The following is a 17,435-nucleotide window of genomic DNA, read 5'->3' as shown; positions in this document are numbered from 1 at the left end:
CTCAGCCTTTGTTTGCAGGGGGATTCGGTAGATTCTCGACCATCAGCTCTGATGCAGTTACTCTGGCTTTGACGCTCTCGAGCAAGGTCGTTTGAAGTTTGTCATTCTGTTCACTGAGTTGCGTGTTCCGCCGCTCAAGTTTTTCATTCAGCTCGCTGAGGTGCGTGAGCTGCCGCTCAAGCTTCTCTTCATTTTTCTCCATCGCCTCAAGCCTACCCCGTAGCTGAGCAGCTTCATCGCGGGCAGAGGAACGCAACTGTCGAAGCTGATCCTTCTCATTCCTCTCCCGCTCAAGCTCTTTACTCAGCTTGTCAGTTTTGGCTTTCTCTTCATCGCGAACCCTGGCCGTTTCGCGCATCAAGAAGTCTTGTGTCTTGACCAGTTCAACCTGGTGGATTTCAGCCAAGGTTGTCAGTTCCCGCTGGGAGCTCGAACGCAGATCGGTTAACTGCTGTTGCAGGCCATCCATGAGCCCTTGGAGGCGCTGCTGTTCCTGCATATGGAGCGCATGCTGAGCAGCAGCTTTTTCAGTCTGATCCTTCAGCTCCGTAGCCAACCCTTTACGCTCAGCCTCGTTTGTCTGTAGCTGTTCTGTGAGGCTGAGTTTGTCGGCCCGCAGCCCTTCAATCTCCCGGGTTTGACCGTTGAACCGCTCGATGGCGGCCTCTTCACTTGCCTGGGCAGTTTTCATTGCAGCCACCGCGCCGTCTGCCTGGGCCTGGAGCTGCTTGCGCTCAAGCTCATGGCCAGCAGCAGCTGCATCCAGAGCGACGTCCCAGATTTTATCAAAGCTCAAGCAGACCTCATCCGGTATGCCGGGCCGACGCAGTCGCGCACTCATGAGCGGACCAGCCTTCACCCAGAACTTCTTGATCTCATCGTTGACCAGATTGGGCGATGCGGTGATGCCGTGCTCGGCCGCAATCAACTCCCGAATAGATGTCTGCCGGACTTCCTCGCCATTGGCAAGCAGTCGGGCGGCATAGTCGTGTACCCATTGGCGGGTGCTCTTGAATTGGGCGTTGCTGGACTGAGTTTGCATGGGTTCTAGACCAGTGGTTGAGGTGAATTATCAAAGAACACCCTAAAATAATATCAGACGATTTGGTATTGGAATCGATATTTTTTGTATTATTAAATCTGAAATTCGTGAATACTGTTTGTTATCACGAGTTTTATAACAGGGCAGCTATGGCTGGGGGGCGCTATCGGTAGCTGGCTTTTGATGGGAATTGGTTGCCGTCCTGAGAAAACCCTTTAGAATCGGGTTTTTACTTCTAAAGACTTGCGCTATGGATCAAGCCAAATCACGCAAGGTGGAAAAGGGTTCGCCCTTCTTGCGCCCGCCGACACTGTCTCGAGCGGCCTTCAAAGCGTTGATTGAGCAACGAGGCTGGCGAATGGCTGACGTAGCGTGCCGCTGGTCAATCCGCCCCGAGCACTTGAGCCGGATTGCTGCGGATGAAGACCGCGACCTGAAATGGGATGACCTGGTGCGCTCGCTGCCGACATTGAGCGCTTTCGAGCGGTCGTGTGTAACCGCGGCGAGGCTTTCCCTCATTCCGCCGAAACCCCGACGGCGCAAAGGCCAGCCTATTGGCGAAGCGGTCCAATCAGTAGACGCTGAGGCCGCCGGCGCCGCCGTGCAACCGGATGCACCGTTCATGTGGGAGCATGCCGACGAGGAGGACGAGGATGACGCTTTCGTGCCGGGCGTCGACGGCTTTCGCTACCGCAGCTATCTGTCGCGGGGCTCAGAGCTGGTGGCCGTGCAGGAGATCGATGGCTTTGCCCGCGAGCATGCCATCCTGGTCGTAACCGCTACCCGGGTCGGCGTCGACCCCGGCGGCGGAGCACAGGAAGAGTACCAATGTGAGTCAGCGACAGGTGATCAACGGTGGTTTGCGCCGGATCAGATTGACGATTGGCTGGTGTCCAACGGAAAAATGCGGGATCTACGATGAGCTCACGAACAAGCTTGCCCACCCGCCTGGATTTCCAGGCCAACACCGAGATCGCCTTGCTCGACGCATACGCGATGGTGGAACCAGGTGAAACTCCCGACCTGATCCAGGCCAACAGCGACATCGAGGCGGCAGCTATCTGGCTGACAACCACCGCCACCAATTTCAAGACTCGCCGGGTCATGCGCAAGGAGGTAGAACGCTTTATCTTGTGGGCGCTGCATACCCGCGGCAAGCAGCTGTCACAAATCAACGTCATGGACGTGAGTGACTATGCCGCATTCCTGGCAGATCCCCAGCCCCGTGAGGTGTGGGTCAGTGAGACCAAGTATCCTCGTCATCATGAGCAGTGGCGACCATTCGCCGGCCCCTTGAGTTTGAGCTCGCAGCGTTATGCCCTTGTGCAAATTGGCAGCATGTACACGTGGATGGTCAAAGGGGGGAGACTCAAAGGTAATCCCGTCGCGTTGGTTCGAAAACCAGAAGCACCGCATGACAATACGATCAAGCGTTTGCTGTCAGAAGAAGGCATTGCCCTCGCCTTTGAAGCGATCAGCCTGACCAAGAGTCCGCGCAAGCGAGCGCGGGATCACTTCATGCTCAGTTTGTTTTACCTGACCGGTGTGCGCACCTTCGAAGGCACCACGTCGAACATGAGCAGCATCCATCGTTCGGCCAGCGGAACCTGGTGGCTGACAGTCCTCGGCAAGCGCAACAAAATCCGCGACGTGCCCATCTCTGACGAGCTGTACCAGGATCTGCAACAATATAGAGAGGCCTTCGGTTTGCCGCGGGACATCCCGGCGAAAGACGCAACCCCCCTCCTCCTGGCTGCCAACTCCAAACTCAAACGGGCCCACACCAGCACTGTGCTCAAAGCCATCATCGAAATCATGACCCGGGCGGCAGATCTGGCTATACAACGCGAGCAGTTTGACCTGGCCGATCGGCTATCAGAAGCAACGACGCACTGGCTCCGTCACTCCTGTTTCAGCCATCTGGCCAAGGCCACAGGCGACTTGGTGATGATCAAGTCCTTGGCTGGCCACAGTAAGATGGAAACCACCAGCCGTTATCTCCACACGGAAAACGATGAGCTGCATGCAGGCGTTGTTCAAACCCTAAGCACCCCGCGCCTCAAATAATTCATTTTCGGGAACAGGTTTCCAAATTCTACGGCTCCGTTACAGCGGAGCCGCCACCATCCCTCGAGCGCCGGCCCTCCTTCTATTCGTTTGCCTTGTGGTTTGCCTTTTCGCGCCACTTCGTTTCGGCGCTTGACTGGCTGGAACTGCGGACCTCAATTCGTTCTCCGCGGAAATCCGCATAGGCTCGGAATGTCTTCCCGTCTTTCACGATCCAACCTTCGGCCAGCTCATCGTCAATCATGGCTGAAAACTTTATCGCCGCGCTCATCCCACCCGCCTCATATGTCAATGATGCTTCCAGCTTGCCGTCACGACACCATTCAATGCGAATTCCCTGTGGCTTGCTTTCACACTTGAGGACGCGTGGTCTCGCCTGACCGGCTGGTGACAAGCCGAGTCTTGAGAGTGTCCGCCTAGCCGAAACAAATTCCCCCCGCTTACAAGCCGCCTGGTTGACCGGGAGATCGACATCCTTGATAGCTGGTGCAGATTTGTTCTGCTTGCATCCGGTATACGATTAAAAATATCGACTCCATATGGTCTTAAACGTGAATTTGCCATTTACCTATATAGATCTAAAGTCAGTGTGTCGGTTTCTATGCAGTGATTCCTCCTTTTTGGCTTGTGCAACCCATTTATCCGGTACAGAATGGCCCAAATCATCCTTTTCTTTCGCTGGTGCCCTACATGAACGCAGCAACAGAACATCTTGACCAATACACGTTCACCGATTTCACCACTTTGCGATACAGCCCTAAGTTTGTGGCTGAAAGCTTGCAGATAAGCACCCAAACCCTCAAAGCGATCGAGAAGGACAATGACCTAATCATTGATCGTATCCGCGGCCCAGTCGGAGTGCGAAGCTATTCGCTGGCAGATATGTTTCGTATCGCGGCAATTCGACGACAGAACGGCAACACCAAAGGTCTTGGTCGCCCGGTCACTTTCAGTACCTACGTTCAAAAAGGTGGCACAGCTAAAACCACGACTACTTGCAACACAGGGATTCTGTCAGCACTGGCTGGCTATAAGACGCTGATTATCGACAACGATCCCCAAGCTGACGTTTCCAGCATGCTGGGCTATGACCCAGACCAAACGCCTGAAGAACTCGCCGAACTTGGTCTACCAGTTGATCGGGCAGTAGAAGGTCACTTGGGTAACCTGATGCGCCTAGGATCGACCTTCACGCCGATGGATCTTGACCAAGTAATCAAGAAGCCTTTTGGTGAGGATGGCCCGCATCTGATTCCAGCTTTTGATTCTCTTGATGATATGGACGTCGTCCTTCGAAATGCGCAAGGTGCCGACTTCCGCTACTCGCTATTCATTGAGCGTGCCCGCCAAGGGAAGATTCCTCACTGCGACCTTTCGAGCTACGACGTCATCGTCATGGACAATGCACCTTCGGGCACCATGCTTTCGCGTAATAGCCTCGCAGCGGCAGATTTCCTGTTGTGCCCGATTCGAATGGACAAGTTTTCTTTCCGCGCTCTGTCCCGGCTTGCATTCAAGATCAATGACATGGGTGCTGATTTTGGTCGGGCGCCCGAAATCATTGCCATACCTACAATGTTCATCCGTAACCGGCCTCGGATTCAGGCCAATTTGGCTAGGCTGTCGTCTCTCTTCCCGGGTAAAGTTACCGAACAACAACTTATCCAATCTGAGGACTACACAAAAAGCCTCGAGGACGGCATCCCGCTTGCTCTCTGGAAGCAGGGCTCCGAAAACTCCCTCGGTGCCTTCCGTAAAGTTTTTGAAGAAATCATGCAGCGTGCTAAGGCCGTACTGGAGAAATCCAAATGAGGAGAACGAGTCCGATCGGCAGCCCCACAGTCATACCAACTGAGGGCGGCAGTATTCAGGGCGTTTCAGTCCCCAAAGTTATGCCAGAAGCAAACCTGAAACCGATGGAACAGGTTCTTCGGGAAATGGGCTTGGGTGAAGATCCGGTAGCGGAAACGTCGTCATCTTTGAACGGTTTGATTGAATCCGATACACGTCACTTTGAGCCAGGTCCCTCAGATGTTGTGCTGGCGGGTGAGAAGCTGCCCGGCGAAGTGATGTTTCTGCCGATGTCGAAGATTCGTAAAGGGAAGTATCAGCCCCGTCGAGTTTTTGATCAGGAGAAGCTTGCCCTACTCGCCAACACAATCGAAGACAACGGCGGACTAAACAACGCCATCGTTGTCCGACCTCTGCCTGATGGTAACTTCGAGCTGATTGCCGGCGAGCGTCGCTTCATGGCGCACGAGCTGTTGCGCAGAAACAATATCTACGCACTTATCCGCAATCTCTCGGACGAAGAAGCGGCCGTGCTGTCGGTGGCGGACAACGACGCTCGTGAGGACCTGACGGATTTCGAGCGCGGCGTAAGCTACAAGCTGCTGCTTGACGATAAGATCGTTCAGAACCAGACAGAGCTTTCCCGACGCGTTGGCCGAAGCATGGCCACTATTAGCCGGTGTCTTGCATACTTCAAGTTGCCCGCACCAGTAATCGAAATGCTTGAGGAGAATCCTGAGCTTATTGGCAACAGAGTGGTGGCGGACTTGGTCGCGCTGTCAGATCAAGGCCATCGAGAAACGGTCATCGCTGCCGCTTCGAGGATCCGCGACGGTTCCTCCCAGGACAGCTCTATTAACTGGGCAAAAAGCGAGGTTCGGAAAAAAGCCAACCCTCATACCCCATCACCTCCCAAACACATCGCCTACAAAGAGCGCACGCAGCTCGATGCTCGTATTGACGGCCGGAAGGTGATTCTTACTCCACCGAAAGGCGTGAATCCTGAAGACGTCTTGAAGTACTTGGAAGAAATGCTCAAAGATAAGCCGTAGTACAGCGCACTAATCAAAATCGCCACTGGAGACAGTGGCGTGATTTTGCTTCAGCCCCCTCCCCGCTTTATTCGTCACTCCCTCCTCTGGTGTTTCCTCGCTTTTAAACACGAATCCCCCCCTGGCACTACCCTAGTGATCACATAGAGCGTCCTCACTCGAATCAGTTCTATAAACTCCGTGCGTCAGCTACGCATCAGCCGGTATCGTGAACTCAACTAAACCATTGGGCATCTGGATCAGCCATGCACAATTACCCAGCAGAATCGCTCGATATACAAGCGCGCCTACATAGCTTAGGCCTGATGCCATCTCACTTGATGCTGATAGGAGGGTTCGTCGTGGTGTACGGCCTCTTCGAAACGACTCTTGAGCGTGCCCTCTGGTCGCTATCTGAATCGGATGTCGCTGGGACTCGACCCTTTACTGAAAAGATGAAAACGGAAGATCAGTTCAAGATGCTAGCTGGCGGCAACCCCCATCTCAGCGATAGATGTAACGCTGTCTTGAAAGTAGCTGCTAAAGCTGCTGAGGATCTGAACGACTATCGAAACAGTCTGGTTCATGGGTACCTACTCGCTCTGGGTGGTACGCCCATGTTTATGAAAAACCCCAGGTGGCATGACGTCAAGCGGAACAAACCCGTTGGCGATGCTTACATAGATGAGCCCTTTCAAGATCTAGTGCTCGTTGCCGCCTGGACACTTTTCAAAGTCGTGCAACTTGCAGAAAAAGCACTCATAGACCCTTCCGCAGCACTTGCAATTGAGAACCTCTCTGATGACGTTAACCGGGCAAGCAGCTATGCCAACGAAACACGGAATCTGTGCCAGCTTCTCAATTCAGAAAAGTACTGAGACATGAACTCGACCACTAACTGATTCCACCTGCGCCCAAAGTTTCTGCAATACCTTATGGCGTGTTTTCTGTTCATGCGTATTGACTGCTGTCTTCCCAACCTATTGATTTAAGATCGAATTTTTTTGGTGATCTGATTTTTCACTGTGAAAATCGTGTGGGTTTTCACAGTGAAAATTCTCATTGCCGATTTTCACAGTGAAAATTTGGGCACTCAGCATTCACAAATCGAACGTTGTCCACGATAGACAGGTGCCGGTACCCAAGACTGTATTCATATCCCGAGGCTGCGACGCTATCCCAGCTTAGGAAGGGCTCTTACCTTAGTCTGCGCAGTACATCCTGAGCACTGTGCAGTGCACACTGCACACTGCACACTGCACACTGCACACTGCGCACTGCACACTGCACAGTGCGCACTGCTTACTGCCCAGTGCGCTATATGCAGCCCTCGTCCAATACCCTATGCGCGAAGACCTAGCGATTGGCTTAATCCTCAGCGCGTTTTAGATACGTCAAACCACATCATCAAACACCCCGCCGCTCAACCCTTCCGCTTTCAGAAAAAAATGAAGCTCGCCATTTGCCGTAATCGTATTTGGCGATCTGATCGTTTTCACAGTGAAAATTTCCCCCTTTCGATTTTCACAGTGAAAACCTGTTTCTTAGAAGGTCGTCTAGTCAGTTTTCACCGTGAAAAACACCAACGTTTTCCAATGGCTAAATCCGCTATCAGTTTTCACTTTCAGGAATATCACCCACTGCGCTAAAGCGAAATTTTTCACTGTGAAAATCCACTAACTTGATCAGCGCGGTTTTACCCCAATACGTTATCTGCACGACCGCTCTTAGCGAACTGCTCTCGTTCACTCAGCCCCCCCCGGCCTTTTTTCACTGTGAAAACCTTTGAAGGTAGCGAACGGTGTACGCCCGATAAGTCGACGTTTTCACTGTGAAAAGCTCGTCAATTCAAGGGCACTTAGTTTCCTCAGGTTGGCCCATTTTCAAACTGGCATCCCGAGGAGATATAGACATAACGTTTTTCACAGTGAAAATCTAACCAGGTTGCGTTCGCGGTCCCAGTGGAAGGATGTGAGCGGCTGTCCTGTCGCCGATATCAATAAGAAGCATGCGTGTGTCTGCGGAGGCCGAAGCGGGGTACCTAGGCCAACGTTCCGGGTTTCTCTGTGAAAAATTCAGTCTTCTGCATTTAGGAAAAAACGAGTTAAAGATAGGTGCGCAGGGAGAGGTTGTGGGTAGGGAAACGTAGCGCATACCATGATTGACGCTTTAGATTCACACTTGATATCTCTACGCGTTATAGGCGGATTACAATGCCATGTGATTCATACCGAGTTACACCCAACGGCTCAATATGAGTCACCTCAAATACGTCGGAGATCCACATGACTACTATCGCACTGCTTCTCAATGAAGGCTCAGGCACCATATTCGCTAACGCTGATCGAACCTCTGACCGTGCACCGATCATGGTTGGTTATGTCGAATTCACACAGAACAAGGAGAAGAATCAAAAGCTCAAGCTCGACGTAGCTGTCTGGTTGAAACAAAAGACCAATTCTGAGGAGAAGTTTTACTCACTCTCGATCGGGGGCATTAACGCCAGCCTGTTTAAAGAGAGCGAAAAAGTGGGGGATGGCCCTGACTACGCCGGTAGTTTCGGTTTCAACCATGAAATGCGCATCGCGGGCTGGAAGAAACCGGGCGTCAACGGCGCCAAGGATTACATCAGCCTTTCTATTACACCGAAGATAAAGAGTGCCTCCCAGCCAGACTCCCAACAAACCCCGACATCAACGCAGGCCGCTTCACAAGCTCAGGCAAATCAACAAGGTCAAGGGCACGATGATCAGTCCACCCCCCTTGTTCAAACTGGTACACCTGGATTCGTATTCTAGGAACCGTTTAACCCCCCAAGCCTTGCACGTACGTGCAGGGCTTTTTTTTTGGCTGAATTATGATCGTGAAAAGACCCTGCCATCTGAATGACCGTCTGATTCACTGAGCGATCGTATCGAAATGAAGGACCTGGTTACCGGCTCCAATGAGCGCGCATCGAGAATCGCGGAGGATGCCCTCTGGTCGATCCATTCTTTTGAACAGGGGGCACGGCGCTGGTTATTCAACACATGAGCAGCGCCTTGGCCAAGCACGAAAAAGAAGCAGGCTGGCACCGGAGGCGTGCGATTTTCACAGTCATACCTCGTAGCAATGGATTCCAAATGTGCCATGGCTAGATGAGGTCATTTGATAACTGTCAAATGAAGCAGATTGATCAAGATCCCCTCAACACAGAGGGCACATCATCAATTGTGCCATCGTTAGAGCGCAAAAGATCGGGATACTGCCCGAGTTGTGCCACTGCTAGAGATCGAAGCTACATACAGGCTCCAGAGATGTGCCACCGTTAGTGTTTATAGCCAGAAACGATTACAAGCCCTTTTCACTGTGAAAACTAAACCAGAGGTGCCTGATCGCTGCGATGACCAGGGTCGTCTCAGTATCGTTTGTAGGGACTGCTGAGGGTCGCTGGGGGTTAAACGTCACTCGCCCCGCCTAATGTGCCATGAATAGTGGCAATAGAGAGGTGCTACCCCATTGATCTACCTAACAAAACCCAAATGTGCCACGGGTAGAGCATTGCTAAAGTAAAACGCCAGAAATAGCTGCCGGAGGTTCCACCGATCGAGCTGAAATGTGCCATGGTTAGAAACGCGAGTATGAAAATGGTTTGCGCTACTAGGCCTAGAGGCCTTTAAAGACGGGGTGTTCGGGAGATGTGCCATGACTAGAGAAAAGCATCACTAAGCGCGGCACGATTAGCCGTTGCATCTAACGCTGGCACATTACAGCTCTAACAGAGGCACATGACCCTAAGCCTGGCACTCTGCAACTCTACCGAGGGCACAAGTGGCAAGAGCACTGGCACTGTTGGCCCTTACGGTGGCACACAAAAAGGGCTGGAGGCCTTATAAACCGGGGCTTTCGGGGGGGCACTAACAAAGCTTCTAAAAAGCAGTAAAAACAAAACAAGCTGTTGTTAGTTTTTTTGATCTGCCAAGCGACAAGGCAAAAGCTGAAAAGCGAGCAAACCAGTGATCACTAGCGATGGCACAATTAGACCCTGAGAATGGCACCGAGAAATGATTGACCCACTCAGAAGCGTTCGGGTAATGTGCCACATCAGTCAACCAATGGCACATTTGAGATGGATACCCCTGCAACACAATCAGGATCAGGACGGAAATCTATTACGTCAGGCGATGTGGATCAGAATCCCGCTAAGCGTAAACGTGCTCGTAAGATCGTGGTAGTCAGGGAAGTTGAACCCTCAAAGGCTGTTGAGCTGAAAAAAGCTGTGGAAGCCCAGGCGATGCGCAACGTGTCGACAACCAGTGACCTCACGTTCCTGCAACGCAAACTTTACAACACGCTAACTCAATTCGCACAACAAAGACCAGCTACTGAGATGGTCCACGATATCCCGATCAAATTGGTTGAGGAATATGTGGGTCATACGACATCGAACAGCAGAGACCACCTGAAGAAAGTGCTGAGGGGAATGACTCAGGCACAGGTTGAGTTCGATTACAAAGGCGACAGCCCAGGTCGCAAAAGTGGATGGGGCGTAGCGAATCTGATCGCAGAGGCCTATATTCTCGAAGACAATGAGACCATCCGATACTCCTTTCCTCCCGAATTGAAACGCCGCCTACTCGATCCTACCATTTTCAATCTGATCGACCTGCGAATGCAGTATCACTTCACGAGCTACTCAGCGCTGTCCCTGCACGAGCTCGTTTCCCGCTACTACGGGTTTTCCCAGAAAGAAACCTTTCGGGAGCATTGGACTGCCTGGAGTGTCCTGCTATCGGGATCTGCGACCCCACATGCGGAATTTCGTGATTTCAATAAAATGCTTGGCCGAGCCGTTGAACAGGTCAACAGTATTGAAAGCCGCTTTAAAATCGAAGTCGTTGTGACCAAAAACAACAGGAAGTACGACAAGCTGTGGTTCAAGCTTGAAACGTTGATGCAACCAGAGTTGGGGTTATCGCCAGCACCCGAGATCGTTGGTGCTGAGCTATCCAAGCGACTGAAATCTCTGTCCTTGAGTGGCAAGGACATTGAGGAGTTGGCAATGAGTCATGACGAGGAGTATTTGCTGGCTCAGGCCGACTACACCGAGTCGCAGATGAAGAAAAAAGACTCTGTTGCAAGCCCAGCGGCGTACTTCAAAGCAGCTGTTACTAACAACTATGCTAAAGCGCCGAGCAAACAAAAAGCGCCTGCAACAGCAGATACAACTACAGCCGCGCCGAAACAGCCGAAACCGGTCAAAAAGCCCGCTGCGTCCTCACAGGCTTCCTCTACGAACCAGATGGACATCCTCCTAGAGCAGTGGGGGTCGGCTCAACGGACGATTATTCGAGATGAGATCAACGCTCTGAACCAAGATGAGCGCCAAGAGCTTTTGGCGAGCTATGAGGCGAAGCTCAAGAAGGACGATCTGGCTTTCAAACAATACAAATCCAAGGGGTGGACTCCTATCGTTTTGAATTGCCTGGTAGCGATCATTTTTGAAGAGCGATTCCAAGAAGCTCCAACATCAGATCAATTGTTGCAATTCTTGCTTTCGGCGAACGCCGGCGTGAAAGCGTAAAGACAATCGAGCAAAGCTACGGCTTTGCCATGAGGCCTGTACGTTTAATCAACGAAAGCAAAGTCTCGGCGGTGAGGAAGGGGGCATTCTTCAGCATCTGCTCCATCACAAGAGTGATCACCTGATAGCAGTCGCCTGGTGTGATCGGTAGAGATCTAGAGGCAGCCCCCTTTGCATTCAAGGAAAGGAAAACTTTGCCAGGCTGGTTTTCCAAAACAAACCATTTTTCGTTCTGTGCACCGTGCCCTTTCCCTTCGAACTTGTTCTGGATTTGGAGCAGCGTAGCCAGGACCGATGGCAACTCCCTGGTCGACACCTGAATCGCGATCTTATCGTCCCAGTTGTAGGATCGACCTCCTGAGGAGACGGCCGCTTCAATTCGAATGGTATGCTCTTCGTTCCTTGTTTGATCAGCAGAGAAACAAACTGCGACCTTTCCCCCATACACGTGCCGATTCACATAGTTTTTTGCTGGTTGTAGATTCTGAGGTTCATCGATCGTGGTGAGCGGGTCACAGAGATCTGTTGACGCATTTGCACTGTCGTTGGCTGCTGGAGCCGCTTCACTGTCGACAGGACAGTTCAAGTCGTTGTGCATCGCCTTGTCATAAGACATCCTCAGGTACCGTGCGTCGTCATCCTCAGGGCAACCGCTTCCCACCCACCGCTTCAACACCTTAGCGAATATCGGACCTTCTGATCGGCCAATAGCGACGAGCAGAGGGATGCTTGCCGGTGCGAATTTAGCTGTGGCCAGACGTTCGTTTACGACAGGGAGAACAGAAAAAAAAATGCCTTGGAGATATGTCTTCGATTGAGGGTCGCCAGCTGTAGCGCGCTCTATGGAGGAGGTGAGGGTATTGCCCTCAAGAGAATGTATCTCCTCCAATACCTCAGTCGATGGAACCGGTAGCTTGAGCCGGAGAAGATCGGAGCTGGTGACGCGTGCATTGAACATTTTTTGAAGTCCTGGGCAAAAGGAAAACCCAACCAGTAGGCCTGGCTAAGATCTTAACAATCATCCAGTATCTTATCAATACGTGTTATTTCCTTGTATTTAACAAGGTTAATTTATAAGGTGTTTTGGGGGGACTGTTCTATAAAATTTCTACGTCCAGCGCGTGGTTCAATTCGGCCTCGATGTCGATCGCAACACCATCAATCATGAAATCATCTGGGGTGATTACACCAAGCGCCATCATCACCAATGGAGTCCCCATATCTAGATGCTTAGCGAGGACTCGAATGGCCTCTAAGTCTTTGAGGGTGGGGCTGGGTTTACCGACACGCCAGGATCGCAGCTTCAAGAATGGTATCTGAGTTTTCTCTGCTGCTTCCCTAAGATCTGTAGACCAGGTAGCGGCGACCAGTTCATCGATGATGAACTCAGCCGACCCGACGACATTCGATTTCGTGACCGAGTCGAAGTAGTCAGCGGCCAATCGACTGTCTTGTGCATTTGACGATGCCTTGAAAACAGAGGAAGTCTGGATCAAGCAATAATCCGACCAACAGAAAACGTCTGCCATTTGCAGAACTCGAAACCCGGAGCAGCCTAAAAAAGCGGCAATTTTGTCGATACGTTTTCGATCCAGCACGTCGAGTAGTACGTGCGGTTTCAATCTGGAAAGATCGCCAAAGCAGCTTGCAAGCGAATCCGCAGTGAATCCGCACTGGTTACTAGCGACTGAGAACGGGACAGAAAGCATCTCGCTCCTGTCAATTATTGCCTGATAAAGGCGAAGCCCTTTAAGCACGACGAATCCTTTTCGTTTTCATACAATCATCAAATTCACCGAAGCGGATACCCTATCTCGGCTGACTGCCCACCAATCTTGAGCCAAGCCGAGTCTTAAAATGACATTAGGATCAATACGTTCGGCAACTGAAGATTCATCCAACCCCGACACTACGCTGAACGCAAAGGCCGAGGATACTGATAGCAATTGGCCAAGCTTATCGGGTAGTGGCTCAACATTGGAATACGTGAGCAATGCTTTTTGGATCGCCACCGGAAATTTCCAACGTTTAAGGAGCTCGGAACCAACCTCCGCATTGTCGAAACCAAGCAGATCTTTTTCAACCTGACGCCGCATCATGAAGTCCAACGGCGCCACGTGTTTTATTACTTCCATAGCTTGATCCGGCATGACCAGGTGAATCAATAGCACACCCAACCCCTGCATTAGCCCGGTCGTAAATGCCTCATCACGATCATGATTGGTTTGCGCGGCAAGGTGAGAAGCCATGAATGCGGTATGCAGTCCCATTTTCCAGTAGGCCGGCATATCGATACCCTGCGTTGCTGGAATCGCTTTCATCAGACCGTTCGTAATGATCGTGGTTCGCAGTGTGTGTATCCCGATGGTCGAGATGGCATCCTCGAGTCTCGAAACGGTGCCGCTGCGTCCAAAGTATGCGGAATTAGCAGTTCTCAGCACCTTCGCTGCCAAGACCTGGTCAGCGCTGATGTTTTTTACAATGCTGGACAGAGGTACCGCAGAGTCCTTAGTCATCTCGTACAGATCCAGGACAACGGTCGAGATCGTAGGCAGTGCTGCGGGTCGTTTGAATATCCGCTCCAGGTTTCTCATAATCACTCGCAGGTTAGGTCGATTCGCGGTGCGAATTGTACGCTGGGCGCATGTTTCCCCCAACGTTTCTGGTGGTCTCACATACAATGGCCACCATATGCTAGACCGTATGATAATACTCAAGGGCCACTATCTTCACTCTTAACGCATAGCAGCACTCACCGTGATTGATAACAATGCTTGACAGTATCGCAAAGTATTGATTTATGTGGCCGGAAATATAACTTCCTGTTGTGCATCTCCTGTTGCAAGGCCGTTAGGCGGAACGCCTCAACTGCATACTCTTTCAGGAGATTCACCATGATTCATCAATCACAATCCACTCAACCAAATTCCCAGTCCCTGCTCATTTCAGGCCTCTTCCCTAGCGGAGAATCCTTCAGTGATGTGGTGGATGCAGACTCCTCCTATGAAGCTATGATCCGTGTCATCTCCCAGGCTCGTTACAGCGACGCTGGAGGTGATCTTGAAGTTATCCAAGTTGCTGATGCCCGAACAGGTGCTCAGCTCACTGAGGTGCTTCTCTCTGCGGATCAGGATCTTCTTCGTGAGGTGGATGCGGTCGAGTACGTGCTTCACACTGTTCAAACCTCCCTCGACAATGGGCGCATTGCTTGGCCGGACGAGAAGTCTGTCCAGTTGCGCGCATTTGCTGAGTTCTTCGACCTCGTGCTGTCCCAAGCACCGGGTGTCTTCGATGGGCTGTGTTCAGGCCACTCACTGACATCCGATGACGACATTACAGTCGTGTTCGAAGATTCCAGAAGCTTAGAGACTGAGCTTGTGCCGGCCGATGCACTTCATGCATTGGCGAGTGCGGCGCTGGAGGAGGGGGGGGTCGCCGCGGTTTATCAGGTTCTCACGATGGCCGGGCTCACTCGCGTTGCACTGAGCCAGGCCTGCATCAGGGCGCTGGTATAAAAAAAACCTTCTGGTCCATCGGGCCGGAAGGTTTTTTTTTGCTCACCAGATTATTTTTACAGGCTCGAGACCTTTAATCATGCCGGTCAAGTCCTCTTGTATCAGGGCCGTACTTCCCTCCATTGCTACTCTCTGCGATACGAACTGTGCGCTGTGATGCCAGTGAACCCTATGCGTAGGTATTAGACATGGGATTTGCCCTGTCAGGTCAGACGCCGTGAACGAGTAAAACTCTTCATTGTCCTGTCTTAGAACAATGGGTGGGCTTGTAATCAGATAAACACCACGAAATGAGACGCCCGGTTTCAAGGTGGCGATATGGTGGTGGTGGCCAGAAGATGCGTATGAATCAAAGTGTACGATCATGGTGTCGCTCCCGCGCTGAGCCGAGATTTCACAGCGAAAAAAAACCCCGCTCGTGCTGGCGGGGGTTTTAGATCACTTTTGATCAGCGAGCCGCTGCTCAATCATGTGGGAAAAACGCTTTTCAAAATCATCAATCCACTGCTCGTATCTCGCCAAAGCCGTCGGATCAGGCTTTGTTTCGTCATTGCGCCAGCGATAGATCGTCATCTTGGTTACCCCCAAACTGGTGGCAAGATCTTCATCATTCTTGGGCTTGAGGCGTTCCTCCCATTCCTTGAGTATTTGGCTCATTGGTCGATTGAATCGTTTCAAACGCTCCACTCGAAGTGGCTCGTCGGCGAACAGAGCCCGAGCCTTTTTCATGACGTCGTCAGGAACCGAAGCGGTTCGGCCGTAGATGTAGGAAGAAAGCCGAGGAAGGCCAATGCCTAGCGCAAAAGCGTAATCCTGGTTTCGAAGGCCCAATTTGCTGCCGATGTCGACCAACTCCTGTTGGTCCGCAGATAGCTCGGTGCCCTTTTTTTGCTTCTTTTCCACGCCATGTGCATGCGAAGTACGTTCTGAGGATGCCGGTGAATCGATATCGTCATCGGTGGTTTCGTTATTTTTCAGTACAAGACGCACTAGTGGGTCTTGTTCCATTTGGAATACGCCGGAATCTGCCACTTTCTGTTCTCCGCTTATCACCCGTTGAAGTGCCTCTGCCATCCGCTTTGTGGCAGTTTGAGTGTCTATCTCACGATCGTGATCGATTTCGACTTGATCCACCAGAGTCAGGTGTCCTAACTCCTCGCCCCGCTCCTGCATGTCTTCAATGGAGGAATGGTTCGCAACTAATTTCTGACGGTCTCGGAAGACCTCTCGGGTCACATTGTTGGCCACGGCATAAACGACCGCGTACACCGCGTCAGTATCTTGAGTCTTGGGCAACATGGACAGCAGGAAGACCTCCATAACGCGCTGCAAAATCTCATCCAGATCGTTGAGGTCGCAGCCGTTCTGTTTGGCTTTCACTCGGCAGATTTTGCGAACACGCTCGTCCTTATTCATCGCGAAGGCGATTCGATTGACGAGGAGGGGGGTGCGGTCGTCATTCGATATGTACTTTTCGCACAAGTTTTCAAATGACGACTTTTTCCCGGGAGGGCTCAGGAGGGAGTCAGGGACATCGATGGTGTTTCTGTCTTGCTCCGGATTAAGTTCCAACTCCGGAGCTTTTGCTTGTTCTGCTGCCATAGAGGGCTCGTTGGTTAAAAATCCTACGCAGCCACGTTGTCCACAGTTCGATCCAGGCGGGGGAGAACAACCTCTTTGAAATGATCCAGCGTACTGGACATTTCAAGGAGAACCTTCATGCCGGCTGCCAGGATCTCTGTTCTGATCTCTGGATACTTGAGCATGGATTGTTCAATGCGTTCATTGACCTCCTGCACCTGGCTTGTCAGATGAAATCCATTGACTCCGGCTTCGTTAACCGAAATCTGATCAAGCACTTCACCGAGAGCATCCATACCAATCTCGATTGGGGTGTATTCATGGTTCATGAAGCATTACCTCTGGAGCGACCACTGTGGGCTGCTGAAATTGATTATACGTACGTGACAGATTGCGTCAATCAATCCATAACGCGTAAGTAGAAACCCTGCGCGGTGTGAAACGCATTTTCTGTGCGGCGCAAGGTTTAGTAGAAGAGGGTGGGTCTGTTTAGATTTAGATACAGGTGGCCTGGATAGCGTTTTCGAAGCTGGACAAGGCGCCGTGCATCTCAATCATTGACGAGGCGTGGGTCGAGGCGATTAAGATTCCAGCCAGAAGGATCTCAGCCTTTGCTTCTGGGAAATCACTCATTGCGGTGACCATGCACGTCGTTGTGCAGGCGGTATCGCAGTCTTTCTGGTACCGAGGGCAGCGTGGTGTTCCATCGACGGAAAGACAGCCTAGGGAAACTCTGAAAAAGACTTTCTGATTTGGCAAAATACCGCGACCCCACCCACCGAGTTTCCCGATGAAGCAGATGACCTTCGCCGACGCCGAGTACGCTGGCAAGCGCAAGCAAACCC

The 17,435-nt window shown here is 51.6% G+C and carries 16 protein-coding genes; 8 read left to right on the top strand and 8 right to left on the bottom strand.

Annotation, left to right across the window (positions count from 1 at the left end; translation table 11 throughout):
- Position 1 precedes the first annotated feature (1 nt).
- Positions 2-1,042, bottom strand: coding sequence for a DNA-binding protein (locus tag JFT66_RS29300; protein WP_198822866.1), 1,041 nt, complete (start codon positions 1,040-1,042; stop codon positions 2-4).
- A 250-nt stretch (positions 1,043-1,292) separates the two neighbouring features.
- Here JFT66_RS29300 and JFT66_RS29295 point away from each other — a divergent pair, with 250 nt between their 5' ends.
- Positions 1,293-1,964, top strand: a complete 672-nt coding sequence (locus tag JFT66_RS29295) for a hypothetical protein (RefSeq protein ID WP_198860608.1) — start codon at positions 1,293-1,295, stop codon at positions 1,962-1,964.
- A gap of 14 nt (positions 1,965-1,978) precedes the next feature.
- Complete coding sequence (locus JFT66_RS29290) at positions 1,979-3,109, top strand: tyrosine-type recombinase/integrase (protein WP_198860607.1); 1,131 nt, start codon at positions 1,979-1,981, stop codon at positions 3,107-3,109.
- An 82-nt stretch (positions 3,110-3,191) separates the two neighbouring features.
- Here the strand turns inward: JFT66_RS29290 and JFT66_RS29285 are convergent, their stop codons facing one another.
- The gene (locus tag JFT66_RS29285) at positions 3,192-3,380 is read right to left on the bottom strand and encodes a hypothetical protein (protein WP_198860606.1); all 189 of its coding nucleotides are present in this window, start codon (positions 3,378-3,380) and stop codon (positions 3,192-3,194) included.
- 419 nt (positions 3,381-3,799) lie between these two features.
- Between JFT66_RS29285 and JFT66_RS29280 the strand changes: the two genes are divergently transcribed.
- The 5 genes from JFT66_RS29280 to JFT66_RS29260 all read left to right on the top strand — a co-directional run bounded on the left by JFT66_RS29280 (position 3,800) and on the right by JFT66_RS29260 (position 11,494).
- The gene (locus JFT66_RS29280; protein ID WP_198860605.1) at positions 3,800-4,921 is read left to right on the top strand and encodes a ParA family protein; all 1,122 of its coding nucleotides are present in this window, start codon (positions 3,800-3,802) and stop codon (positions 4,919-4,921) included.
- Positions 4,918-5,952 carry a ParB/RepB/Spo0J family partition protein gene (locus JFT66_RS29275; protein ID WP_198860604.1) on the top strand — a complete coding sequence of 345 codons (1,035 nt, stop codon included), beginning with the start codon at positions 4,918-4,920 and terminating at the stop codon, positions 5,950-5,952. Before JFT66_RS29280 ends, JFT66_RS29275 begins: the two co-directional genes overlap by 4 nt.
- Positions 5,953-6,197: 245 nt before the next feature.
- Positions 6,198-6,809 carry a hypothetical protein gene (locus JFT66_RS29270; RefSeq protein ID WP_198860603.1) on the top strand — a complete coding sequence of 204 codons (612 nt, stop codon included), beginning with the start codon at positions 6,198-6,200 and terminating at the stop codon, positions 6,807-6,809.
- Between the two features lie 1,407 nt (positions 6,810-8,216).
- Positions 8,217-8,729, top strand: coding sequence for a hypothetical protein (locus JFT66_RS29265; RefSeq protein ID WP_198860602.1), 513 nt, complete (start codon positions 8,217-8,219; stop codon positions 8,727-8,729).
- A gap of 1,310 nt (positions 8,730-10,039) precedes the next feature.
- Positions 10,040-11,494: a RepB family plasmid replication initiator protein gene (locus JFT66_RS29260; RefSeq protein ID WP_198860601.1), complete on the top strand. Its 1,455-nt coding sequence runs from the start codon at positions 10,040-10,042 to the stop codon at positions 11,492-11,494.
- A gap of 16 nt (positions 11,495-11,510) precedes the next feature.
- On the opposite strand, the gene JFT66_RS29255 is transcribed toward JFT66_RS29260, so the two are convergent.
- From JFT66_RS29255 to JFT66_RS29245, 3 genes are all read right to left on the bottom strand, one after another.
- Positions 11,511-12,452, bottom strand: coding sequence for a hypothetical protein (locus JFT66_RS29255; RefSeq protein ID WP_198860600.1), 942 nt, complete (start codon positions 12,450-12,452; stop codon positions 11,511-11,513).
- Positions 12,453-12,591: 139 nt separating this feature from the next.
- Positions 12,592-13,251, bottom strand: a complete 660-nt coding sequence (locus tag JFT66_RS29250; RefSeq protein ID WP_198860599.1) for an XRE family transcriptional regulator — start codon at positions 13,249-13,251, stop codon at positions 12,592-12,594.
- Between the two features lie 18 nt (positions 13,252-13,269).
- Positions 13,270-14,088: an HDOD domain-containing protein gene (locus JFT66_RS29245; protein ID WP_269836402.1), complete on the bottom strand. Its 819-nt coding sequence runs from the start codon at positions 14,086-14,088 to the stop codon at positions 13,270-13,272.
- A 300-nt stretch (positions 14,089-14,388) separates the two neighbouring features.
- Between JFT66_RS29245 and JFT66_RS29240 the strand changes: the two genes are divergently transcribed.
- Positions 14,389-15,009: a hypothetical protein gene (locus JFT66_RS29240; protein WP_198860597.1), complete on the top strand. Its 621-nt coding sequence runs from the start codon at positions 14,389-14,391 to the stop codon at positions 15,007-15,009.
- Positions 15,010-15,447: 438 nt separating this feature from the next.
- Here JFT66_RS29240 and JFT66_RS29235 read toward each other — a convergent pair whose 3' ends face one another.
- The 3 genes from JFT66_RS29235 to JFT66_RS29985 all read right to left on the bottom strand — a co-directional run.
- Positions 15,448-16,611, bottom strand: coding sequence for a hypothetical protein (locus tag JFT66_RS29235; protein ID WP_198860596.1), 1,164 nt, complete (start codon positions 16,609-16,611; stop codon positions 15,448-15,450).
- Between the two features lie 23 nt (positions 16,612-16,634).
- Positions 16,635-16,919: a hypothetical protein gene (locus JFT66_RS29230; protein WP_198860595.1), complete on the bottom strand. Its 285-nt coding sequence runs from the start codon at positions 16,917-16,919 to the stop codon at positions 16,635-16,637.
- 166 nt (positions 16,920-17,085) lie between these two features.
- Positions 17,086-17,435 (bottom strand): hypothetical protein (locus JFT66_RS29985; protein WP_233097222.1); only part of this gene is annotated, 350 nt, incomplete at its 5' end.

It is taken from the genome of Pseudomonas sp. MF6755 (genome assembly GCF_016405635.1).
Taxonomy (GTDB): Bacteria; Pseudomonadota; Gammaproteobacteria; order Pseudomonadales; family Pseudomonadaceae; genus Aquipseudomonas; species Aquipseudomonas haemolytica.
This window is presented reverse-complemented; position numbering and strand designations above follow the sequence as displayed.